Consider the following 24246-nt stretch of genomic DNA (forward strand, 5'->3'; position numbering starts at 1 on the left):
TTTCCTCTTATCTTTGCCTATACAAAAAAACAGATGTATCGGGCATGAAACTACCTTTTAAACATATTGCCATCCTTGTACTCGTTTCGCTCATAGGTATCTTTGCATATCAGGCATATTGGCTTACGGGACTTTACCATACTATGAAAGATGATCTTGAACATAGTATCATGGAAGCTATGCGCATGAGCGATTATAATGAGATGATGCTCCGCGTAGAGAATCTGAGAAACTATGGAGATGCACACGGTGAGGTATCTGTTGCTGCCGGATATAATGACGAGGGAAAATCTTTTGTTCGCAGTAGTACCACTACTTATCAGAATGCAAGCCAGCTGGATAGTACAAAATTCGAGAAACTTACTTCCCAAAGCGATAGTAACATTGCCTATTTGAAAGATTCTACAAAAGTAGTGGAGATATACGTACATAATGACACTACCCGTTCCGCCAGAGATTCTAATAAAAAAGCAGAAATGCTATTCAATGGTAAGATTGTAAACTCTCCCGATGATTCAATAAAAGGGCAGAAGGATACTCAGATGGCAGACCAGGAAGAAGGAGAAGCAGCCTTAACCTCCAACAGCGGACTGGATATAATATTAAATGGCAAAAACAGTATGCTGGAACTCGCCACTCACTTCCAACGCGGACTGCATTCCGGCTTAGATATTCTTCTGGATCCCAATTTGCAAGTATATGATAGTTTATTAACCCTTTCTCTCAGAGCAAATAATATTTTTCTGCCGCACCGGACGGAGTTTCTTCATTCCGGAAGTAATATCGATTCTACACTGACCTTTACTGACACACTCGGTATTGCCGGAGACAGCAGTTATATTCCGGGACCGAAAGCACAATGTTACAATTATGCATTCGATCTTCATACCTTATTTATGTATCGCCTTTGGATAGAGCCTGTGACTCTGCTCGTATTAAAGCAAATGATCGGTATACTTATTACTTCATTCATTATTTTTATCATACTTTCTTTCTCTTTCTGGTATCTCATTCGTACCATTCTGCGTCAGAAATCACTGGAAGAAATTACAAGCGATTTCACCAATAATATCACTCATGAGTTGAAGACTCCTATCTCTGTAGCTTATGCTGCCAATGATGCCTTACTCAACTTTAACCAGGCCGAAGAGAAAGTGAAGCGCGATAAATATCTCCGTATCTGCCAGGAACAGTTGCAACGGCTCAGCGGACTGGTTGAACAGATATTAAGTATGAGCATGGAGCGTCGGAAAACTTTCCGTCTGCATACCGAACATTTGGAGTTAAAACCAATGTTAGATACTCTGATCGAACTTCATAAACTGAAAGCAGAAAAAGAGATTACCATCACTTATGAAATAGAACCTGCCAATCTTTCTGTGACGGCAGATCGTACTCATTTCAGTAATATTATCAGCAATCTGATAGATAATGCCGTGAAGTATTCTCCGGGGCAGGTTCTGATTAAATTGCATTGCCATCGTAATGCGAACGGACAGGTTGAAATATCTGTTACCGACCAGGGTATCGGCATAGCTTCCGAGAAGCAAAAACATATATTTGATAAGTTCTATCGTGTGCCTACCGGTAATCTTCATGACGTTAAAGGCTATGGGTTAGGGCTCTATTATGTCCGTACGATGATAGAGAAACATGGCGGCACTGTTAGTGTTGAGAGTGAACCGGGACACGGAAGTACATTCACATTGGTAATTAATGAGTAGTTTTATTATGAGTAAGGACAAAATCAAAGTACTGCTGGTGGAGGATGAACTCACCCTCGCCATGATCATCAAAGACACGCTTGAAGAAAGTGACTTTATTATCCATACTGCTGGCAATGGTGAAGAAGGATTACGCCTGTTTTTTGATTTACGTCCGGACGTTCTGGTAGCTGATGTAATGATGCCTCGTATGGATGGATTTGAAATGGTACGTCGTATCCGCCAGACAGACAAGCAAACGCCAGTACTCTTTCTCACAGCCCGGTCGGCAATCAACGACGTAGTAGAAGGTTTTGAACTCGGTGCAAATGATTACCTGAAGAAGCCTTTTGGTATGCAAGAACTTATTATACGCATCAAATCATTGGCAGGAAAGGCTTTTTCTTTTACCGAGACACACAAGGAAACACGTTTTGAGGTCGGACACTATATTTTTGACTCTATAGCACAAACACTTATATATGCCGGTACAAAGCAGGAACTCTCTCACCGTGAATCGGAAATACTGAAGCGATTGTGCGAGAATCGTAATCAGGTTGTGAATACGCAAAACGTTTTGCTGGAGCTATGGGGAGATGACAGCTTCTTCAATTCCCGCAGTCTGCATGTATTTATCACCAAGTTAAGACATAAATTAGCACAGGATGAGCGGATACGTATCGTTAATGTGCGTGGTATTGGTTATAAAATGATCGTTAACTAACGGAGGACGAAATTATGAACAAAAGGATCTGCATCGGCTTTCTATTCTCTCTTTTCGCAATCACGGTTTTTTCACAGGCCGAGGCGCCCAATGATAGTATAAAGTTGTTGGTTCCCACCGTCCCGGAAAGCCGTTCACCTGTACATACTGATGACAGTGGTTTCATTTTACCGGATGCTACTCCTGACTCACATCACGCCTCTCCTGTGGCAGCAGACAGCATGACGATACGTATCACTATCCCCGAATTTATCCAGACTCCCTGGCCCAAACCACGTCTTGGTCAGGATTCCAACCCCTGGGCACGCGACTATAACAGATATGACAATTTCATACTCACTCCCAATAGTTACATCAGCACCTATAGTACATACAATACGTATCCCACTATGGGTACTCACATAGATGTCGGTGCTGCCTATACCTATCAGTTCAATGAGCGATGGGATGTTACCGGAGGGATTTATACAACAAAATATACAATGCCTTCCTTCGTTCATGGGTCTCAATTTGATGCAGGCTTCAACGGCTCATTCGGATATCGTATTAATGATTGGCTCAAAATAAGAGCAGTCGGGCAATACTCCATCAACGGGCAACGCAATGCAGCACACGGCTATCTCACTCCTATGGCTCCACAGAGTTACTACGGAGTAATCATGGAGTTGAAGGTAACCAATTGGCTTGAACTCCACGGAGGCATGGAACGGGTGTACGACCCAATGAAGATGAAGTGGAAAACAGTTCCAATCGCTTATCCTGTTTTTAAAATCGGAGGGAAATAAAACAGAGCGATTGTAAGAGAAGCACTCAATGATTAACCGCCCATTATTCAAGTTAAGTTTCTACAACAGATTATTCCCCGATATAGATAATCAGCAAATATTTTCTATCTTTGCCTCAATAATAACCTACGGATATGAAAAAGCTGATATTATTCTTTTCATTGCTATTGGCAACGGCTGTAGTGTCCGCACAATCGGAACTACCGTCAGATGATCGTACCCCTCGTGCTCCGGAAGAGAACTATAAGGAGTTTGGCGGATTTCTGCTGGATATGGGTTTGATGAGTGTTATGCCTCCCCATTTGCCCAAAGTAGATCTTTCTCTATCCGATACCAGCAAAGATTTTAATCAATTGTTCCGTCTCAATCCGGATGTAACTTATTCACAGGGATTATCAAACGTTTTTACCCCTTCTTTCTCCGGATTCGGCGGATTTGGTTTCGGCTCTGCACAAAACCTGCAAATGGGATCATTCAAGCTGAAAAACGGTATGCGAATCAATACATACGGTGAATATAATGCCGATGGATACAGGGTGCCTAACCGTAGTGCACTACCCTGGGAAAGAAATGCTTTCAAAGGAGCTTTCGAATTGAAATCGGCCAATGGTTCATTTGGAATACGCATAGAAGTACAGCAAGGAAGAAACCCCTATTACCCTTAATAATAAAGTATGAATATACTGATTATTGGTGCCAACGGCTTTACCGGCCGGCGGATACTGAACGACCTCGTGGCACGCGAAATATACAACATTACTGCTTGTTCGTTACGCAATGACATCCAAAGTGGCGACGGCTATCAGTTTATCCGCACGGATATACGTAATGCATCAGAAGTACGGGCACTCTTCAAGGAGGTTTGTCCGGATGTGGTTATTAATACTTCTGCACTGTCAGTACCAGACTTCTGCGAAACACATCATAATGAGGCGCGCGCTACCAATATCACTGCGGTAGAACATCTGGCGCGTGCCTGCGAACAGTATGGAAGTCGTTTTATACACCTTTCCACCGATTTTGTGTTTGATGGCAGAACTGACCGGTTGTATACAGAAGAAGATGAACCTAATCCGGTCAATTACTACGGAATCACCAAACTTGAAGGGGAAGAGCGTGTTGCCGAATATTGTGGCAATTACGCCATTGTCCGCGTAGTCGTAGTTTATGGGAAAGCATTGCCCGGGCAACATGGTAATATTATACAGCTGGTAGCCAACAAACTACGTAGCGGTGAAACAATTCGTGTTGTTTCCGACCAATGGCGTACTCCTACCTTTGTAGGTGACATCTCGCATGCTGTAGAACAATTAATGCATCATCCCCGTAATGGAATTTACCATATCTGCGGAAGCGATTGCGTTTCTATAGCTGATATAGCCTATCGCGTAGCTGAGGTATTAGGGTTGGACCGTTCCCTCATTTTGCCTGTCACTACGGAAGAAATGCAGGAAGCCACTCCCCGTCCCCGTTTTAGCGGCCTGAGTATTGCAAAAGCAAAACGAGAAATTAATTATACCCCACATACCCTTGAAGAAGGGATAAAAGAGATGTTTACATGAATAACGATACCCTCATACTACAATCGAAACCTTATACAGATAAAGTAATCGGCTTTGCCGGTCCTACCCCATTGGAAATCGTATTGGATGCTTCCGGAAAGATATCAGAAGTGAAGCTTTTACCCAATAAAGACACTCCGAAATACATACAGATAGCCATAGATGGCGGCTTACTGAAAGCCTGGAACGGACTTACGCCCCAAGAAGCACTGGCAAAGAAAGTAGATGCAGTATCCGGAGCTACTTTTACATCAAGGGGGATTATTAATACGGTGCATAAGCGTCTCGAAGTTTATGAAGCCGAACAAAGCCGTTCCGATGTCTCACTCCTTGCTACAACAGGTACAGGATTGCTAATTATTATCGCATTGGGATACTTCCTGATGCGTAGAAAGAAACGACGAAAGAAAGGTTATGAATAATTGGAAGAAAAAGTTTATTATTATATGGTCAGGGCAATTATTTTCTATTCTCAGCAGTTCAATTGCTCAGTTTGCTATCGTACTGTGGATCAGTCTTGAAACGGGTTCTGCCGAAGTACTTTCATTTGCTACTATTGCTGCATTATTACCTCAGGTAGTATTAGGTCCTTTTGCCGGTGTATTTGTAGACCGCTGGAGCCGTAAGTGGACTATGATATTGGCAGATAGCTTTGTTGCTCTCTGTTCCGGGGTTATTGCGCTGTTGTTCTATCTCGATATTATCGAAATATGGCAAATTTATCTGTTGCTGATGCTTCGTTCCATTGGTAGTGCTTTCCATGCACCTGCCATGAAATCATCCATACCGTTGCTTGCTCCGGAGAAAGAGCTTACGCGTATTGCCAGTATTAACCAGGCGATACAAGCAGTGTGTAATATCTGTGGTCCGGTGTTGGGTGCTGCATTGATTGTTGCTACGGACATGAGCATAGTGATGCTTCTCGATGTGGTAGGAGCTGCCATAGCTTGTACGGCTCTGCTGTTTGTATTCATTCCCAATCCGGAAAAAACAGGAACAGATACCGCCGATAATGTATTGCGGGATATGAAGGCAGGCTTCAACGTTATTAGTAGGAATCGTGGATTGAGTTGGGTAATGGTAATCGAAGTGCTTATCACTTTCTTTGTAATGCCTATCGTAGCCCTGTTACCTCTGATGACGTTAAAAAACTTTTCGGGAACAGCTTATCAAGTCAGCCTGATCGAACTTCTTTTCGGTTTAGGTATGCTACTTGGGGGCATTCTGCTGGGGATATGGAATCCCCGTGTCCGAAAGGTAGTGATGATGAATGTATCTTATGTTATCATCGGAATAAGCATTTTTATTTCAGGTATTCTACCGCCTTCGGCATTCATTGCCTACGCCATATTTTCTGTAGTACAAGGCCTTGCAATTCCATTTAATTCGGGTCCCTTCACAGCGTTGCTTCAAACCAAAATCGAAGCTTCTTTCCTGGGACGTGTATTCTCGTTGTTTGACAGTATCAGTTTACTGCCTTCTATTTTAGGATTGATGGCTACCGGATTTATAGCAGATGCTATCGGTGTTGCCAATGTATTTGCAATATGCGGTATTGCTATTGTATTGACTGGGACACTGGCGTTCTTTATTCCTTCGATAATGAAATTGGAAAGGAGAGAATAATTTGCTAATGTGCCAATGTGCCAATTGGCTGCGCAATGAGTGCTTCCCGCACGAAGAGGTACGACAAACGATGATTCATTGAAACGCAGATGAACACAGATTTTCGCAAAGGGAAACAAATATAAATAAAGATACACAGTCTTTTAATCTGCGTTAATCCGCGTTTCATCAAAGACTTAAAACTCCGTGCTCTCTGCGTTCTCTGTGGTGAAATACCCTACAGAATAGACAGCGCAGCCAATTGGCACATTGGCATATTAGCATATTGCCACATTATTCTATTGCCACATTATTCAGAATCTTTTCCAGCAATTCCTCAATAGTATCTGCCTTTGAAACGTCTCCTTTCTGAGAATAAACAGTAAAACTCCCCTCCTTTTTCAAGTCACCGACTTCAATACAAAACTCTGATTCTACACCTTTATCAGCAAGAATACCGTTACGTTGTAAAGCTTTACGCACCATAGCATATCCCTGCCCTTCTCCTATAAGACGAAGTTGTGTAATATATTCATTATCTACCCGGAAAAGACCGGTTTCAATATCAAAAATAATCCCCTTATGAGCAAAGAAGGTACTTAAACTACCATTGAGTGAAAGATCTTCAGGAGTACCAATTATAACTCCGTTCATTTTATCCATCAACCATATTTTGTCGGCAATCTGCAATGCCAATTCCAGGTCGTGTGTAGAAAGAAAAATAGTTTTATTCGTCTGACGGCTCAACCGATGAAGTAATTGCATCATCTCTACCTTACTGGGAAAATCAAGAAAAGCGGTCGGTTCATCCAGAAAGATAATAGGCGTTTCCTGTGCCAATGCTTTTGCAATCATCACTTTCTGCCGTTCACCATCACTTAACGTATGCACCATTCTATCAGCAAGTTTCTCTATCTTCACTAAAGAGATAGAACGTTCTACGATTCGTTTGTCATCTTCGTCAAGTGTTCCCCAAAAACCGGTATAAGGAGTACGTCCAAGTCCCACCAACTCCGTTACAGTCATATTGCGCACTTCACATTTTTCGGTCAGCACTACGCTGATGGCCATAGACAGGTCTTTATCCTTGTATTGTTCAATCTCTTTGCCCTGAATGCAAATTTCTCCGCCAAGCTTAGGCTGAAAGGCAGAAAGAGTACGTAACAAAGTAGATTTACCGATACCATTAGCTCCCAACAAACAAGTTAGTTCACCACTATTGATGCCGGCATTGATATGCTCGGCAACAACCTTCACCTCTCCTTTACCAGGATAACCGATGGAGAGATCTTTTATATGAATGGTATTTTGCTTCATGATTATTGATGTATGGCTACAATTCCGGGGAACAAAGATACTTATTTATGCAGTGATAGCCCAGACGATAACGGTTTTCTTTTCTATCCTCACCGTTCTTCTTTAGTTTACTTACCGGGGAATGCTCCTGCTCTCACCGGGGGAAGATGTTTTAGATGTACATGTCGTACTGCTCCACATGTACATGTCGTACCGTTCCACATGCACATGTCGTACTGCTTTACATGTACATCTAAAACATCATTCCCCTACGACCTTCGGTACGTTGGGTTATAATAAACTTACCAATGTCCTTACTGCAAGACAAACTACCCAACCCGTTTGTGTACAAAAGGAGCGCAGAGAAAACAAAAGATAAAAGTCTGTATATCAACCGATAATAAAGTACGTACTTTATAGGTATAAGAGAACGTATTTAACAGCATGTTAAAATCTATTTTAACACACCTTTAAATACGTACTCTTGTTTATATGATATTCAATCTTTAAAACAGCGAAAACTGATCATTGCGCAGGCTTTTAACCAAACGCTCTTTCACGATATCATCTTCTTGCAATTCACCTACAAGCATAGGAGAATTTTTATCATGCTTGTTTAAATTATACTTCACCGTGTTATAGTTTCCTTTGATGGCATAACAATAAATACAGCCATTCAGGCAACTCTCATAAGTACCGATGTCAATACTCTCCGCACACCGGCAAATATCACGCTGATTTTTATCTTTCCGGACGGATATAGGATAACCTGCAATTCTTTCCACCAATTGATTATCAATGCACAATCCACCCGGAATGCCCAAGTGAGTCAAATCTACCTTGACTGTACATGTATCCAATTGAATAGAACAGGTATCCACCGTTTTTTTAAAGGATACCGCCATCTCCTCAATATCCGCTTTCAGTAGAGGTTGTATGTTGAATCGGCTGACAGCAGTGCGGATATGCTGATAATGATCTATAAAACCAAGCATACATTTCTCTGTATGTTCCTTTAACTCATAGGCGATTTCAGCAAATTTCTCTTTGTGAAAACCAGGGGTATATGTCTCATTGGTAAGAACCGGATCATAACGCCAGATTACTTTCTCCTTACCTATCCGGTCCGAAAGACGCTTAAAAGTATCAATACGTTTGCTTATTGCAGGGAGATGATTCTCAATATCCGGTCCATAAGGGTTGAGAGTAAACTGAAAATAGTAATTGTAATCTTTCAGTTTGTCCAGCTTTTCAAGCATCGGAGCCGGATTCTTTGACCAGAAAACAATACAATCCACTACGGCAGGATCCAGACTAATCCTACTTATCATTTTTGAGTTATAAGGATTGGGAACAAGCACATACCTTTCTTTTATCCGGTTAAAAAAACAGTCTGAATAAAAGGCGGGTATATCAGTTCTGCGACTTGCACTAATTATCATCTTGTAAAGTTAGCAAAAAGAGAATAAGGGGAGAAAAAGGGAACGTAAAAAAAAGACAAAAGACTTTAAAGCTATCCAGGCAAAAGGTAAATAGTATAAAGTCTTTTGTCTTTATCCGTAAATCAGTAATCTACTGACTCTTAATCATCAGGCCCTGAAACCGATAACAGAACGTGGAGATAGCCGCATTTCATTGATCTTCATCCGATTTACGGCAAAACGCACATCTTCTTCTTCAATAGTCTGATAAAGCCCCTTATCCTCTGAAGGCGTACTTCTGAATACTCTTTCTGCCATCGCAGGAAGTACCCCGTTCGTTATTAATTGCCCCATCCAGCGGGCGTTACTGAAATAAGAATCTTTATGCTCACAGACGTGAACCACTGTTTCTTTCAGAACACTCCGCGCACCATTCGTCAGCACATACCCTTTCTTATCCAACAGATCATATCCTATCCGTAATAACTCGTCAACAGAGTAATCTTCAAAATGAAATTGATGCGGAAAACGTCCCCACAGTCCCAGGTTGGCATCCATCATCGCCTTCATCTCTTTTTCATAACCGGCAAATATAACCAGTATATCAGCATGCTCCAATGCAAGTACGGCTAATAAGGACTCTAATACCCGAAATCCAAAATCCTTATGGTCACTTGCTCCATCATAAAGCGTATATGCTTCGTCTATGAAAAGAACATTGCCCCGTGCACGTTCCAGAATCTCCTGCATATTTTTTTCCGTCTCTCCGATAAAACGCCCTACCAACTGCGAACGCCCGGTCACTATAACCTCTCCTTTGGACAGTTGCCCCAATGCATGATATATTTTTCCTACCATCTTGGCTACTGTTGTTTTTCCCGTTCCCGGATTACCGGTAAAAATCATGTGATGTGCCCCCGGCCCTTGAACAGGTAACCCCAACTGTTTACGTTTTTCATTGAAACGTACAAATTTGAAAGCCTGTTCCATATTCTGCTTTACTTTACTTAAACCAACCAAAGCATTCAGTTGCTTCATACTTTCATCAAACAAGTTGGCCTGAGCTTCAAAAAAAGTTGTATCGATATCTTGTGCTTCAATACGTATAAGGGCTTCTGATAAATCTTCGGATGGTTGATTCTCTTCGAGAAGAATGCGCTCCTGCATACGGGGATAGATAGCCTTATGGATAAACTTACTGACGGTATCTTCTTTCCAATATAACAATGTTCCGTTATCAGATTCTGTCTTCATGCTCCGGTACAAAACCTGTTGTGCATCCGACGAAAGATAAAAGGATTCGTTTTCCAGTTGTTGCTCTATTAAATTAAGTATATCATGCATAGAGAAACTTTCTGTCTTAAAACGGTTCTCTTCCGGAAAATACGCAACAAGTTCAGGGACTAACTCAAACAGTTGATTGATCTCAGCGTCCATGCCGGACAGTATAAACATCCCCTCTTGTTTTTGCAATGCATTAATCATCTTGCCAATCACGTTCGAAGCACCCGGAGAGGTTAATGCTAATAAATGATCCAGATAAATAACTTTTCCAAAACACTGGGTGAAAAGTTCAGTTGCCGCTTCATATGGATTAACCGCATTATGTGTTTCGGTCAGCGTATACGCGTTCACCTGTTTAAAGTAAATTTCCGAACCGGTAAGTAGAAAAGCCGCATTTTTTGCGAAAATCTCCTTATTCTTTCCACCCGTTCCGGTAATGACAAAATTTGAATAATACCGGAGAATATTCAGCTTACGACGTTTACGCAACCGGCCGAATTCACTCTGTTTATATAAGTCCAATAGTTGATAACGCGCAGCTGTCATGCCCGGAAGCTTGTGTAACTCATTATACCACAATGGATTCTTTCCTAAATAACGGGCAAGCATATAGTCAACTGAGTTTTTATGGATAGGTTCATAGCTGCAATCGATCATTCCTTTTCCTCCTAAAGAGAAAGAAACCCTGTAAAGAGGCTCATCATTGTGTGATAATAGTACAAAATAATGCCCTTCCTTCCACATTCTTTTAGGATGGAAAGTCAGTCTCACGACGTTCTCATCTGACTCTGCATCTCCCGGCCTGCCTTCGGATTCACCTACCAGATTTAGCAAACTATTATAACAGAATGCTGTAAAATGATGAAAGGAAGTAACTGCTTCCCAAAAAAGGATATTCAAATACATACGTCCGGAAGTTCCGCAGATTTCTTTAGAATCCCCATGATGCTCAATATGTACCGATTGTATAGTATACTTATTACTTTTATCCGTAAATGTTTTGTTTGATTTATTCTTATTCATAGTAGTATAATAATTAAGAGTAAAGAATATAAGACTTTTAAATGTATAGAAACACGAAACCCCGCACAAGTTAATATACGGGCATGAGAAAGACCGCCTCAGTGAAGAGACAGTTATGCGCAAATCATAAAATGAATGAGGAAAAAGGTTCAATTATGAAAAGTACAGGCCTACATAGCTTTCTTCGTTCCCGATCTGCACGAATTTTATACCGGACAGATCTTGAACGTTGTTCAAAATGTCAAAGATCAAAATGTATCAACCAACAAAATCCCAGCCGGGACTCCGTTAATCGAATAACATTGTTCATCTTTGAATTCCGAATTTCAAAACTGTGTAGCCTCATTTTGAGAAAATATTTCTAGTTTTGTGCAAATATACAGGAACTTCCGGGTGTTTCCAAATAATGCTGAAGAAAATTGGAGTAAGCTCTAAAGATAACAACCGTAATTAAGGTATAACTATCCGTAATTTGTATACCTGGGCTTTTGTATATTCCAAGTAATTTTGCAACGTGAAATAATAGATAAGAATATGAAGTTATTAAAACAAATCCGAATGCGTATGTTTATAGGAATACTATTAGTTATTGTAGCTGTTTTCGCCTTGATTGGAATTGTTTTCATTAACCAGTCAAGCTTTGGCAAACTTCCTCAGGGTAAACGGCTGGAAAGAATCAGGCAGTCACCGCATTATAAAGACGGAGCTTTCCAGAATCTGCATGAGACAGTGATGATGACCTCCGATAAGAGCCGTTTCAGAAGCATCCTGGATTTTTTATTCAGAAAAGTCGAAGGACTACGCCCTGAAAAAGAAATACCGGTTATCAAAACGAATCTCCGGGGAATAAGCAACAACAAAGATGTACTGGTCTGGTTTGGACATTCTTCCTATCTTATTCAAATCGACGGGAAACGAATACTGGTAGATCCGGTCTTTTGTATGGGCTCTCCGGTTTCGTTCATCAACAAGCCATTTCCGGCTACCTATACCTACCAACCCAATGACATGCCGGATATTGATTATCTGGTGATAACGCATGACCATTGGGATCATTTGGACTATCAGACGATTATGCAACTGAAAGATCGTATCAGAAAGATAATATGCCCATTGGGAGTCGGCGAGCATTTTGAATATTGGGGATTTGAAGAAGATCAGCTTATAGAACTTGATTGGTATGAAAATTCCACTTCCGACAATGAGGCAGGGCTATCCATACACTGTCTGCCAGCCCGGCACTTCTCAGGCCGTGGCCTTACTGCCAACCAGACACTCTGGGGCTCTTTCCTTATCGAAACCTCGTCAAAGAAGATCTTTATCGGAGGAGATGGTGGGTATGATACGCATTTTGAAGAGATAGGGAATCGTTATCCCGGAATAGATCTGGCAATTCTGGAAAACGGACAATATAATGAGGATTGGAAATACATCCACACAATGCCATCAGAATTAAACCGGGTTGCCAAAGACCTGAAAGCCCGGAAGATACTGACGGTACACCACTCTAAATTTGCTTTAGCAAAACATCGGTGGGACGAACCGATCATGAATGTACGAAAAATGATAGAGACGGATTCGCTAAATGTTCTCAACCCTGTGATTGGTGAAGTTGTCAACATAGACAAATAGATACCGCATTCATACTCATTGGGAGTACAAGTACTGTATCCCAACTATTTTGAAACGCAGATTATCGCAAAGTCATGTAAAGAATATCATCCCTCAACTATAATGTAGTCTTATTATAATCTGCGAAAATCTGCGTTTATTTGCGTTTCAATAAAACACCGTCATAGTATGAACTAAATCTTATCTTTTTATTTCCAATCAGTAATATTGGTAACAATATCCGTAATTTATCTATTTCTTAACCAAACATATCAGAGTAATTTTGCATCAGTCAGATAAAAAATAAAAGATATGAGAACAAGAAACATTTTAATGATGCTTATAGCTATGGTAACAATGTCAGGAACAAATGTAAAAGCTCAGCAAGTATTTAAAGCAAAAAAGGTGTTAGTCGCCTATTTCTCATGGTCGGGAAATACCCGTAGTGTTGCAAACCAGATCGCAGAATTGACCGACGGAAAGCTTTTCGAAATTCAAACAACAACACCTTATCCGGAAGAATATCGCTTATGTACGGAGGTAGCTAAAAAAGAAAAAGAAGCAGACGCACGCCCGGAACTGAAAACCAAAGTCGACAATATAGATACCTACGATGTCATATTTGTAGGATACCCTAACTGGTGGGGAACTGCTCCTATGGCTATATGGACTTTTCTGGAAAGCTACAATTTCTCTGGCAAGACAGTCATTCCTTTCTGTACACATGGTGGCGGAGGTGAACAGAATTGCTTCAAAGATTTTGTAAAGCACACTGAGAAAGCTACAATAAAAAAGGGCTTTCTCATCAATGGAGGAAGCGCAAACTCAGCTCGGACAAAGGTAGAAAAATGGCTGCACGAAATTGATCATTAAAAACACAATTATGTTACGAAAAGTAAGACTCATTTCCGCCCTGGTATGTTTCACTCTGATCACTTTACTGTTTCTTGATTTTACAGGCACTATTCATACCTGGTTTGGATGGTTGGCAAAGATTCAGTTCTTACCGGCTTTATTGGCACTGAATATAGGAGTAATCATTGCACTAATGGTATTAACTCTCATTTTGGGGCGGATCTATTGTTCAGTCATCTGCCCGCTCGGTGTGTTTCAGGACCTGGTATCGTGGATAGCCGGAAAACGCAGAAAGAATCGTTTTCGTTATTCCCCCGGCCTTTCGTGGTTACGGTATGGAGTACTGGCGGTCTTTATCATTGCCATTATTGCCGGTATAGGTACGATTGTTACCTTACTGGCACCTTATAGCACTTACGGACGCATCGTTTCCAATCTGTTTGCACCGCTTTACCAATGGGGAAACAATCTTTTGGCCTACTGGGCAGAACGTGTGGACAGTTATGCTTTTTATTCAGTTGATGTATGGATGAAGGGTGTCACAACTTTTGGTATTGCTATTGCAGCATTTATCATTCTTGCTTTGCTGGCATGGCGAAACGGACGTACTTACTGTAATACAATTTGTCCGGTGGGAACACTTTTGGGTTTCGTAGCTAAATATTCATGGTTGAAGCCGGTAATTGACACTTCAAAATGCGTAAATTGTCAGTTGTGTGCCCGCAATTGCAAAGCTTCATGTATCAATATAAAAGAACACAAGATTGATTACAGCCGGTGTGTGGCATGTATGAACTGTATCGGAAAATGTCCTAAAAATGCAATTCAATACAAACACCCTCTCAATGCCGGCACAAAAATAGTCAAAGTAACAGACGAACAGATAGACAATGCACGCCGTAATTTCTTGTCTGCCACTTCTTTGTTGGCTACTTCTACCCTTCTGAAAGCACAAGAGAAAAAAGTAGATGGCGGACTCGCGATAATAGAAGAAAAGAAGATTCCCAATCGTACTACTCCCGTCACTCCGGCAGGTTCATTGAGTGCCCGGAATTTCGCAAATCATTGTACGGCTTGTCAGCTCTGTATATCCGTTTGTTCCAATCAGGTACTGCGTCCTTCCGCTAAGCTTGAAACACTGATGCAACCGGAAATGTATTATGAACGTGGTTATTGCCGCCCTGAATGCACGAAATGTGCCGAAGTATGTCCGACAGGTGCTATACGGCCCATTACTACAGCAGAGAAATCTGCAATACAAATCGGTCATGCAGTATACATATATGAAAATTGCGTAGTCAATACAGATGGCGTAAATTGTGGAAACTGTGCCCGTCACTGTCCGACAGGTGCTATACAAATGATAGCCAGTATTGCCGATGACCCGGAATCTCCTAAACTTCCGGTAATCAACGAAGAACGTTGTATTGGTTGCGGAGCTTGTGAAAACCTTTGTCCGGCACGTCCGTTTAGTGCAATTTATGTAGAAGGACATCAAAAACACAGAATTGTTTAAAAGAGAAGCCATGAATAAGAAAAATAAAAAGGAGATAGACCGTCGGAAGTTTCTGAAAGTATTAGGTGCAGGTGCCGTAACTACTACAGCTGCCATGTATGGTTGCAGTTACCAAAGTGACTCGGCAGCAATAAATGGAAACCCCGGCGACATCCAAACAGGCGAAATGACCTATCGCACCTCCCCTTCCACAGGTGATAAAGTTTCCATACTGGGATATGGCTGCATGCGCCTGCCAACTATTAATAATACCAGTGCAAGAGACACTCAGGATGAGATTGATCAGGATATGGTCAATGAACTGACCGATTATGCAATTGCACATGGCGTCAACTACTTCGACACATCGCCTGCATATTGCAGAGGACGTTCCGAACATGCTATGGGGATTGCACTCAGCCGGCACCCGCGCGACAGCTATTTTATAGCTACGAAGTTATCCAATTTCAGTCCGGATACCTGGAGTCGCCAGGCTTCCATAGCGATGTATCACAATTCCCTGAAAGAGCTACAAGTAGATTACCTGGATTATATGCTGCTACACGGCATTGGAATGGGAGGTATGGAAGCTTTGAAAGGCCGTTATTTAGATAACGGCATGCTCGATTTTCTTATCAAGGAACGCGAGGCGGGACGCATCCGTAACCTCGGTTTCTCATACCATGGAGATATTGAAGTATTCGATTATCTACTTTCCCGGCACGATGAAATAAAATGGGATTTTGTACAAATCCAGCTGAACTATGTAGATTGGAAGCATGCCAAAGAAGTAAATACCCGTAATACAGATGCTGAATACTTATATGCCGAAGTTTCCAAACGAAACATTCCTGCAATTATCATGGAACCTCTATTAGGAGGGCGTCTGTCTAATGTGCCCAACCACATAGTAGGGCGCTTAAAACAGCGTCGTCCGACAGACAGTGTTGCCTCATGGGCATTCCGCTTTGCGGGTTCACCCGAAGGAGTACTTACGGTATTAAGTGGAATGACGTATATGGAGCATCTGAAGGATAATTTACGTACCTATTCACCTTTGGTGCCATTGACTGAAAATGATAAAGAATTTCTGGAAGAAACGGCACAACTGATGTTGAAATATCCTACAATCCCCTGCAATGATTGTAAATATTGTATGCCTTGCCCCTATGGCCTCGATATTCCGGCCATTCTGATACATTACAATAAGTGTGTAAATGAGGGTAATGTCCCGGAAAGCAGCCAGGAGGAAAATTATCGTAAAGCACGCCGTGCATTTTTAGTGGGTTATGATCGTAGTGTACCACGCCTGCGTCAGGCCAATCACTGTATCGGATGTGACCAATGTGTACATCATTGTCCGCAGAATATAAATATACCGGGAGAACTACATCGCATTGATCAATTTGTAGAACAGCTAAAACAAGGTACATTATGAACATGGAAACATTAATCCGATTACTACATGAAGAGCAATGTTCATGCGTTATCTGCCACAAACAAAAAGTCTATGTATTTGAACAACGGGGAGTTGCTGATTTATACAACTTACTAAAACAGACTCCATGGATACTACAAGGTGCCTATATTGCAGACAAGGTAGTTGGAAAAGCTGCGGCCGCCTTAATGATAATGGGTCAGGTAAAACAACTGTATGCTGATGTAATAAGTGAACCTGCCTGGGAAATATTACAGGAAGCAGCTATCAAGGTGGAATTCAGGCTAAAAGTACCTCTGATAAAAAACCGCACTCAAACAGGCTGGTGCCCGTTGGAAACGCTATGCAAAGAAAAGGCTACTGCCCAAGAGTGTTTTATATCTATACAACATTTTATAAATACACAGAATAAGATTACAACGTGATAGAAGTAACTATCATAAAAGCATTTTATGCCCAAAGCGACATTTTACAGGTGAAATAAATACAGATTCCCGGCAACATTAATTTTGTGAGATTCTGTATTCATTCGGTGCCACTCCGGTTATCTTCTTAAACAGACTGCTAAAATACTGTACATTAGAGAAACCTAACTTATCTGCAACCAGGGCAGTCGTATTGTTCTTATCGGACAACATTCTTTTAGATGTCTCAAAACGTTTTTGCTGGAAATACTCATATATATTTTTCCCTGTCTCAAACTTTAACAGGTCGCTAAAGTAATGAGGAGATAATTGAAGGTTCCTTGCACAATACTCAGCTGATGGCAATATGCCGTTCATGAGTTTGCCAGACTGAACATATTCATCCCATAACAAGTCGGTTTTATTGATTATGAGTTTATTGGGTTCGTTGCGTGTGATGAACTGCCGTTCATAGTAACGCGTACAATAGTCTAAAAACAACTCGATATATCTCGAAATAATTGTTTTAGTATGACAATCGATGGCATGTTGCAATTCTTCTCCGATATTGCATAAACATTCTATTATCTTTGTCTTTTCACGCAAAGAAAGATGTAAGGCTTCCTCCGGTTTATAATAAAAGAATGAGTAATTCTTTATATTTGCTTCCAGCGAAGTGTGATAAAGTAAATCCGGGTGAAATGCCAGCAACCAACCTTTCTGAGAAAGTATCTTGTTTTTATCCGTTTTAAAGGATTCTCCCGGAGTAAGAAATATCAATGAGGCATTGGAATAATCGTAATATTTACGCCCGTACAGGAAATCTTCAGCATGACCTTCTATCAATATGACTGTATAGAAGCCAAACTTAAGGGTACGTTGTTCCAAATTAGCTTTCGACAAATCAATGACACTTATCAATGGATGAAGCGTTTTACACCCTAAACAGCAATTACATTGATGTACAGTTTCTATATTCAATATGTTTTTTTTCATAAAACAGCCTGTTTTTAGCAAAGACTACACTAAGTAGTTTATCAAAGAACTATATCGTTTTGTGCCCTGTACTCATTAGGTGAACATCCGACGTTCTTTTTAAACAGACGTGAAAAATGTTGCGTATACTGAAACCCTAACTTATATGCAATCTGAGAAATTGGCTGATTGGTATTGAGTATCTGGTCTTTTGCATGATTGATTATTTTGAACACAATGTGCTGCTGGGCACTCTTCCCTGTCTCTTTTTTTATTAAATCACCAAAATAATTAGGCGAAAGAAAAACCTTATCTGCAAAGTATTTCACAGTAGGGAAACCATTCTTTTCTGCATTTTGTTCCAGGAAATAATCATCCAGGAGATGTTCAAACTGTACAATAATGTCTTTATTCACTCCACTGCGGGTGTTAAATTGCCGTTCATAAAAACGCATACAATAGTCAAGCAATAGTTCTATATTTTTAGCTATCAAAGTTTTGCTATGCTTATCTATTGCACGTTCTAACTCCATCGTGATATTTTTAAGGCAGTCCATTATTATTTGCTGTTCAGCATGAGACACATGAAGCGCTTCACTTACCTCATAAGAAAAGAAAGAGTACTTATTGATGTTCTGCCCCAAAGATGTACCACGAATTAAGTCAGGATGAAACACAATACCTATGGAAGACGGTTGGACGTTTTCTTTCAATTCAATACCTATAACCTGTCCCGGCGCAAAACTAACAATTGTTCCTTCCTGATAATCATATTGTTTTTTACCGTATTTAAGATCTCCGCACTTCGTATGTTTCAAGAAGAGCGAATAGAAACCCATATTGATCCGGATATGATTCGGACGATTGGTTGCCTTTTTCAAATCTACAATTCCGACCAGCGGATGCATGGTTTCCAACCCGTATAACTTATTGTATTGATCAATAGTATCAATCTTTATAATTTCATCCATAATATGAAGTATATTAAATAATTTGACCTTGTTGCGTTCTGTATTCATTGGGAGTACACCCTACGCGTTTCTTAAATAACCGACAAAGGTGCTGCGGATATTGAAAGCCTAAAGTATAGGCTATCTGACTAACAGTTTCATCCGTTTCGGTAATATGTTCCTTTGCCATTTCAATAACCTTATCCTGAATATGCTCTTGCGGAGTTTTTCCGGTTTCCTTTTTTACCATATCTCCAAAATAGTTGGAGGAAAGGCAGATTTTGTCTGCAAAATATTTCACTGAAGGTAATCCTTCCTGCATGGGGAGTTTACTTAGGAAATATTCATTCAAAAGTTGCTCAAATTTCGTAAGAGCATCTTTATTTGCATCACTGCGGGTAATAAACTGTCGTTCATAGAACCGCATGCAATAATTGAGGAGTAATTCTATATTCATTGCAATCAGAGCCTTACTATGTTTATCAATAGCATGTTCCAGCTCAATGCTGATTTTCTTGAGACAATCCATAACAATCCCCTTTTCCTGATCTGAAAGATGAAGTGCTTCATTGACAGCATAGGAGAAGAAAGTATAGTTTTTTATACTCTTTCCCAAAGAAGTGCCACGAATCAAATCGGGATGGAAAACAATACCATAAACTTCCGGTGTGATTTCATCTTCGATCATATCTACACGTACAGCCTGACCAGGTGCGAAACAAACAATAGTCCCTTCCTGATAGTCATAAGATCTACGTCCATACTTAAGATCACAGCTCTTGGTCTGCTTTAAAAAAAGTGCATAAACCCCATAATTCATTTGGGTATGGTTAACTATCTTAGTTGCTTTCGTAAGATCTACAACACTCACTAACGGATGCAATGTTTCGAGTCCATACATGCTGTTGTACCGGTCTACACTTTCTAAGTTTACTATATTATCCATAGACATAAGTATTTGAATTTTAGCAAAGATATAAATAAAATATACACTGATTCAGCGGAATTAGTCAAATCTGTAATTTGGGTTATACTATCTGTAATTTGGGTACATTTTTTTTATGCTAACAGCTAAAGTTGATTTTGAAAGCCATTTTCTTCTGTAATCAGGGTTAGCATACCTGAATAGAAATGAAACGGTTCACCACGGAGAACACGGAGAGCACAGAGATATTATTTTCTCTGATGAAACGCGGATGATCGCAAATGAACGCAGATTAAAAGACTGTAGTTCTTTATCATACATTTGTTTCTCTTTGCGAAAATCTGCGATCATCTGCGTTTTAATAAAGATTTAAACTCTATGTCCTATGCTACCTCTGTGATGAAACCTCATACAATCTGTAATTGAGGTTATATTATCCGTAATTTATCTACAAAGTATCTTCTCACAACAGTGTATCTTTGTAACATAAAAAAACAACTAATTAAACGACCTATCATTATGAGTAAAAAAGTACTGATTTTATCATCCAGTCCGCGACGCGGAGGCAACTCTGACACACTCTGTGATGAATTCATGCGTGGAGCTATAGAAGCTGGAAATGAAGCGGAAAAAGTTTTTCTACGGGATAAAACGATCCACTATTGTATGGGATGCAGTGTATGCAGCCAATATAAGAAACCATGCCCTCAGAAAGATGATGCAGCGGAAATCATTGCTAAAATGCTGGCTGCTGATGTCATAGTTCTTGGTACTCCCGTATATTTCTATGCAATGAGTGCACAACTGAAAACATTGCTCGACCGTTGTTGCGGGCCTTATACCGAAAAGAAAAACAAAGAATTCTATTTCCTTGCTACCGCTGCCGAAGGAAAAGAAGGGCTTGCCAGCTTAGAACATGTTTTCGATAATCTGATGGGCTTTATAGATTGTCTGGAAAATCCGGTAGTAAAAGGCAAAGTTCTTGCTACCGATGTCTGGCATGTAGGTGAGATAAAAGGCAATCCAGTCTTGATCGAAGCCTATGAGATGGGAAAACTAATTTGATAGTGATATCTTCTTCCAAAGTATGGATTGATTACATTAAAATAAAAATATGGAAACAAAAACAGTAAAAGCATATGGAACGGAATCAGCAGAAACTCCGCTCCACAGTTTAGAAATTCAACGTCGTTCGCTTCTACCGAATGATGTGGAGATTGATATTTTGTATTGTGGTATTTGCCACTCTGATCTTCACTCCATCCATAATGATTGGGGTGGAACTACTTATCCTATTGTTCCCGGACATGAAATAGTAGGACGTATTACCGGAATAGGCAGAGATGTAACTAAATTCAAAGTCGGAGATTTGGCCGGCATCGGTTGTATCGTCGATAGTTGCGGACACTGCGAACATTGTCACAATGGTGAAGAACAATATTGTGAAGAAGGTTGGACGGTTGTTTTTAATTCTCCCGACAAATATCTTGGAGGACAAACTTATGGTGGTTTTTCGCAAACGATTGTAGCCGATGCTAATTATGTATTGAAACTGCCTGAAACAATTGATCTTGCAGCATCAGCTCCTATCTTATGTGCAGGAATCACCGTTTATTCTCCCTTGAAACATTGGGGAGCAGGACCTGGGAAAAAAGTAGGTATCATAGGTATTGGTGGTTTGGGCCATATGGCTATAAAGATTGCAAAAGCGATGAAAGCCCATGTAACCGTTTTTACTACGTCTCCCTCCAAAATAGAAACAGCCAAAGAGTTGGGTGCGGATGAAGCCGTGCTGTCTACTGACGCGAATCAAATGGGAAACCTCTCTAAGTTTGATATGATTCTGGATACGGTTTCCGCACGACACGATGTTAATATGTATTTGAATCTTTTGAAAGTAGATGGTAGTCTTGTATTGGTTGGCCTTCCTAATCAACCGTTGGAAGTCGGTGCATTCAATATCGTAAATGGACGCAAAAGTTTTTCCGGTTCCAACATTGGTGGCATTGCCGAGACACAAGAAGTAATTGATTTCTGTGCAGAACACCATATCACGGCTCAGATAGAACTAATCAGCGTTGACCAAATAAATGAAGCCATGGAACGTTTGGAAAAGAATGATGTCAAATATCGTTTTGTGATTGATATGAAGACAAAAGGAATGTAATCTATAATCAGATATCAACGGTAGTAAGAGGGTATCAAAAGTCTGAGGAAGCTATCAATATCTAACTTTAGAAACGCAGATTTACGCAAATTATCGCAGATTTAAACAGGCTCTTAATCTTCGCGTAAATTAGCGTAAATCTGCGTTTTAATGATAGTGAGTTTCACTTTTGGCACCCTCTTGCCATATCTTCAGATTCTCTTTTTATCCGGTTTTATTAAGAAAAAGTGAATGTAAATATTACAATCTGTAATTCGGGTTATGATGTCTGTAATTTGTCTACAAAGAATCTCTTTTCTTCCCCGTACATTTGCAATATAAAAAATAGACAATCAATTCTTTATTCATTAAAACCCTAAGAGATATGAGACGAAACTTATTATTAGCAGCAACATCCCTTACAATGCTCAGTACTACCCTCTCTTTTGCGCAAACCGACGCAGACAACTTCTATAAAAGTAGTACGGTAGGCACTGAGAAAGTAACCTTTCTCAATCAGTACAAAATGAAAGTGACAGGCAATCTCTTTCTTCCCAAAGACATGAAAGAAAGTGAAAGATATCCGGCAATTATTGTAGGGCATCCTATGGGAGCCGTCAAAGAGCAGAGTGCCAACCTCTATGCAACGAAGATGGCCGAACATGGTTTTATAACCTTGTCCATCGACTTATCTTTCTGGGGAGAGAGTGAAGGGGAACCACGTAATGCAGTCCTTCCCGAACTTTATGCAGAATCTTTCAGTGCTGCAGTAGATTATCTTGGTACACATCCTTCTGTTAATCGTGAACACATTGGTGTGATCGGGATTTGCGGTAGTGGAAGTTTTGCTATCAGTGCAGCTAAAATCGATCCGCGGTTGAAAGCCATCGCAACCATAAGTATGTACAACATGGGGACAGCCAGTCGTAATGGCCTGAAACATGCATTAACACTGGAACAAAGAAAACAGATCATTGCCGAAGCTGCCGAACAACGCTATGTGGAATTCTTAGGTGGGGAAACGAAGTATACCGGTGGTACAGTACACGAACTAACAGAAAACTCCTCTCCGATAGAACGCGAGTTTTACGAATTCTATCGTACAGAACGCGGAGAGTTTACGCCCGAAGGTGCAACATCACTGACTACTACACATCCCACATTGACAAGCAACGTGAAATTCATGAATTTTTATCCGTTTGCTGATATTGAGACTATCTCCCCCCGCCCCATGCTTTTCATTACCGGAGAAAATGCACACTCACGTGAATTCAGTGAAGATGCTTACAGTAAAGCTGCCGAACCGAAAGAATTGTATATCGTGCCCGGTGCAGGACATGTAGATCTTTACGACCGGGTAAACCTCATTCCATTTGACAAATTGGAATCTTTCTTCAAAGAATATCTGAAATGATGAAAATGGATATGAAATATTATATTATAACTCCTCTTGTGACACTGACATTATTGATTAGTCTCACATCATGTAGTACTGATGACCCTTTCCCAAGCCCGCCGGATACAGCACAGCCCTCTCCCACTGTCAACCCTAATGAGTCCGATGATAACAATGATCCCGATAAACCAGGTAATAATGAGAATGATAATTCTATGAATAATAATCTTAAAATAAACATTGGTTCCACCTCGTTCAATATAACTCTGGAAGACAATCCAACAGTAACAGCGTTTAAGTCATTACTGCCAATGACAGTGAATATGTCAGAAATGAATAATAATGAAAAGTATTATTACTTACCGGAAAACCTTCCGACGGCATCTTCCAATCCTGGTAGAATCCAAACAGGAGATTTAATGCTTTATGGTTCTTCATGTGTAGTACTCTTTTATAAGACATTTTCCACGTCTTACAGTTATACATGTCTGGGACGTGTGGACAATCCTGTGGGCCTGGCATCTGCTCTTGGTTCGGGCAATGTAACTGCCACTTTTGAATTACCATAATGGAAAGAAGATGCCGTCTGAAGAATAAAGAGTCGGCAAAATGCTTATAAATAGAATTATAAAATTAAAAACAATTGGA

22 protein-coding genes are annotated in these 24246 nt (G+C 40.5%); 16 read left to right on the top strand and 6 right to left on the bottom strand.

Annotation, left to right across the window (positions count from 1 at the left end; genetic code table 11):
- Positions 1-44: 44 nt before the first annotated feature.
- The 7 genes from VCM39_RS10810 (at position 45) to VCM39_RS10840 (ending at position 6400) form a co-directional block, all read left to right on the top strand.
- Positions 45-1724 carry a HAMP domain-containing sensor histidine kinase gene (locus VCM39_RS10810; protein WP_322932697.1) on the top strand — a complete coding sequence of 560 codons (1680 nt, stop codon included), beginning with the start codon at positions 45-47 and terminating at the stop codon, positions 1722-1724.
- A gap of 7 nt (positions 1725-1731) precedes the next feature.
- Positions 1732-2427: a response regulator transcription factor gene (locus VCM39_RS10815; RefSeq protein WP_322932696.1), complete on the top strand. Its 696-nt coding sequence runs from the start codon at positions 1732-1734 to the stop codon at positions 2425-2427.
- A gap of 14 nt (positions 2428-2441) precedes the next feature.
- A complete protein-coding gene (locus VCM39_RS10820; RefSeq protein ID WP_322932695.1) occupies positions 2442-3212 on the top strand; it encodes a TonB-dependent receptor in 771 nt (256 codons plus the stop codon).
- Between the two features lie 134 nt (positions 3213-3346).
- The gene (locus tag VCM39_RS10825) at positions 3347-3877 is read left to right on the top strand and encodes a hypothetical protein (protein WP_322932694.1); all 531 of its coding nucleotides are present in this window, start codon (positions 3347-3349) and stop codon (positions 3875-3877) included.
- A gap of 9 nt (positions 3878-3886) precedes the next feature.
- The gene (gene rfbD, locus VCM39_RS10830; RefSeq protein ID WP_221651074.1) at positions 3887-4774 is read left to right on the top strand and encodes a dTDP-4-dehydrorhamnose reductase; all 888 of its coding nucleotides are present in this window, start codon (positions 3887-3889) and stop codon (positions 4772-4774) included.
- Positions 4771-5196: an FMN-binding protein gene (locus VCM39_RS10835; protein WP_322932693.1), complete on the top strand. Its 426-nt coding sequence runs from the start codon at positions 4771-4773 to the stop codon at positions 5194-5196. The genes rfbD and VCM39_RS10835 overlap by 4 nt, the downstream gene beginning before the upstream one ends.
- Positions 5189-6400, top strand: coding sequence for an MFS transporter (locus VCM39_RS10840; protein WP_195350720.1), 1212 nt, complete (start codon positions 5189-5191; stop codon positions 6398-6400). The genes VCM39_RS10835 and VCM39_RS10840 overlap by 8 nt, the downstream gene beginning before the upstream one ends.
- A gap of 273 nt (positions 6401-6673) precedes the next feature.
- Here VCM39_RS10840 and VCM39_RS10845 read toward each other — a convergent pair whose 3' ends face one another.
- From VCM39_RS10845 to VCM39_RS10855, 3 genes are all read right to left on the bottom strand, one after another.
- The gene (locus VCM39_RS10845; protein WP_322932692.1) at positions 6674-7696 is read right to left on the bottom strand and encodes an ABC transporter ATP-binding protein; all 1023 of its coding nucleotides are present in this window, start codon (positions 7694-7696) and stop codon (positions 6674-6676) included.
- 485 nt (positions 7697-8181) lie between these two features.
- Positions 8182-9117, bottom strand: coding sequence for a DUF1848 domain-containing protein (locus VCM39_RS10850; RefSeq protein WP_322932691.1), 936 nt, complete (start codon positions 9115-9117; stop codon positions 8182-8184).
- A gap of 147 nt (positions 9118-9264) precedes the next feature.
- Positions 9265-11403 carry an AAA family ATPase gene (locus VCM39_RS10855; protein ID WP_322932690.1) on the bottom strand — a complete coding sequence of 713 codons (2139 nt, stop codon included), beginning with the start codon at positions 11401-11403 and terminating at the stop codon, positions 9265-9267.
- Positions 11404-11937: 534 nt separating this feature from the next.
- Between VCM39_RS10855 and VCM39_RS10860 the strand changes: the two genes are divergently transcribed.
- The 5 genes from VCM39_RS10860 (at position 11938) to VCM39_RS10880 (ending at position 17227) form a co-directional block, all read left to right on the top strand.
- Entirely contained in the window at positions 11938-13035 is a 1098-nt protein-coding gene (locus tag VCM39_RS10860) for an MBL fold metallo-hydrolase (protein ID WP_322932689.1), read from the top strand.
- Between the two features lie 291 nt (positions 13036-13326).
- Positions 13327-13887, top strand: coding sequence for a flavodoxin (locus tag VCM39_RS10865; RefSeq protein ID WP_322932688.1), 561 nt, complete (start codon positions 13327-13329; stop codon positions 13885-13887).
- 10 nt (positions 13888-13897) lie between these two features.
- On the top strand, positions 13898-15385 hold the full coding sequence (locus tag VCM39_RS10870; protein WP_289291854.1) for a 4Fe-4S binding protein: 1488 nt from the start codon (positions 13898-13900) through the stop codon (positions 15383-15385).
- A gap of 10 nt (positions 15386-15395) precedes the next feature.
- Complete coding sequence (locus VCM39_RS10875) at positions 15396-16802, top strand: aldo/keto reductase (RefSeq protein ID WP_322932687.1); 1407 nt, start codon at positions 15396-15398, stop codon at positions 16800-16802.
- Between the two features lie 2 nt (positions 16803-16804).
- On the top strand, positions 16805-17227 hold the full coding sequence (locus VCM39_RS10880) for a DUF1893 domain-containing protein (protein WP_322932686.1): 423 nt from the start codon (positions 16805-16807) through the stop codon (positions 17225-17227).
- A 78-nt stretch (positions 17228-17305) separates the two neighbouring features.
- Here the strand turns inward: VCM39_RS10880 and VCM39_RS10885 are convergent, their stop codons facing one another.
- The 3 genes from VCM39_RS10885 to VCM39_RS10895 are packed head-to-tail and all read right to left on the bottom strand — an operon-like array spanning position 17306 to position 20077.
- Positions 17306-18202 carry a helix-turn-helix domain-containing protein gene (locus VCM39_RS10885; protein WP_289291849.1) on the bottom strand — a complete coding sequence of 299 codons (897 nt, stop codon included), beginning with the start codon at positions 18200-18202 and terminating at the stop codon, positions 17306-17308.
- 41 nt (positions 18203-18243) lie between these two features.
- Entirely contained in the window at positions 18244-19152 is a 909-nt protein-coding gene (locus VCM39_RS10890) for an AraC family transcriptional regulator (RefSeq protein ID WP_322932685.1), read from the bottom strand.
- A 13-nt stretch (positions 19153-19165) separates the two neighbouring features.
- Positions 19166-20077, bottom strand: a complete 912-nt coding sequence (locus VCM39_RS10895; protein ID WP_025866413.1) for a helix-turn-helix domain-containing protein — start codon at positions 20075-20077, stop codon at positions 19166-19168.
- 498 nt (positions 20078-20575) lie between these two features.
- Between VCM39_RS10895 and VCM39_RS10900 the strand changes: the two genes are divergently transcribed.
- The 4 genes from VCM39_RS10900 (at position 20576) to VCM39_RS10915 (ending at position 24167) form a co-directional block, all read left to right on the top strand.
- Positions 20576-21121 carry a flavodoxin family protein gene (locus VCM39_RS10900; RefSeq protein WP_322932684.1) on the top strand — a complete coding sequence of 182 codons (546 nt, stop codon included), beginning with the start codon at positions 20576-20578 and terminating at the stop codon, positions 21119-21121.
- Between the two features lie 49 nt (positions 21122-21170).
- On the top strand, positions 21171-22223 hold the full coding sequence (locus VCM39_RS10905) for an NAD(P)-dependent alcohol dehydrogenase (RefSeq protein WP_221649977.1): 1053 nt from the start codon (positions 21171-21173) through the stop codon (positions 22221-22223).
- Between the two features lie 364 nt (positions 22224-22587).
- Positions 22588-23616: an alpha/beta hydrolase gene (locus VCM39_RS10910; protein ID WP_322932683.1), complete on the top strand. Its 1029-nt coding sequence runs from the start codon at positions 22588-22590 to the stop codon at positions 23614-23616.
- Positions 23613-24167, top strand: a complete 555-nt coding sequence (locus VCM39_RS10915; RefSeq protein ID WP_323673963.1) for a cyclophilin-like fold protein — start codon at positions 23613-23615, stop codon at positions 24165-24167. The genes VCM39_RS10910 and VCM39_RS10915 overlap by 4 nt, the downstream gene beginning before the upstream one ends.
- Positions 24168-24246 lie beyond the last annotated feature (79 nt).

The sequence above is a fragment of the Bacteroides mucinivorans genome (assembly GCF_034654355.2).
In the GTDB taxonomy this organism is placed as follows: Bacteria; Bacteroidota; Bacteroidia; order Bacteroidales; family Bacteroidaceae; genus Bacteroides; species Bacteroides nordii.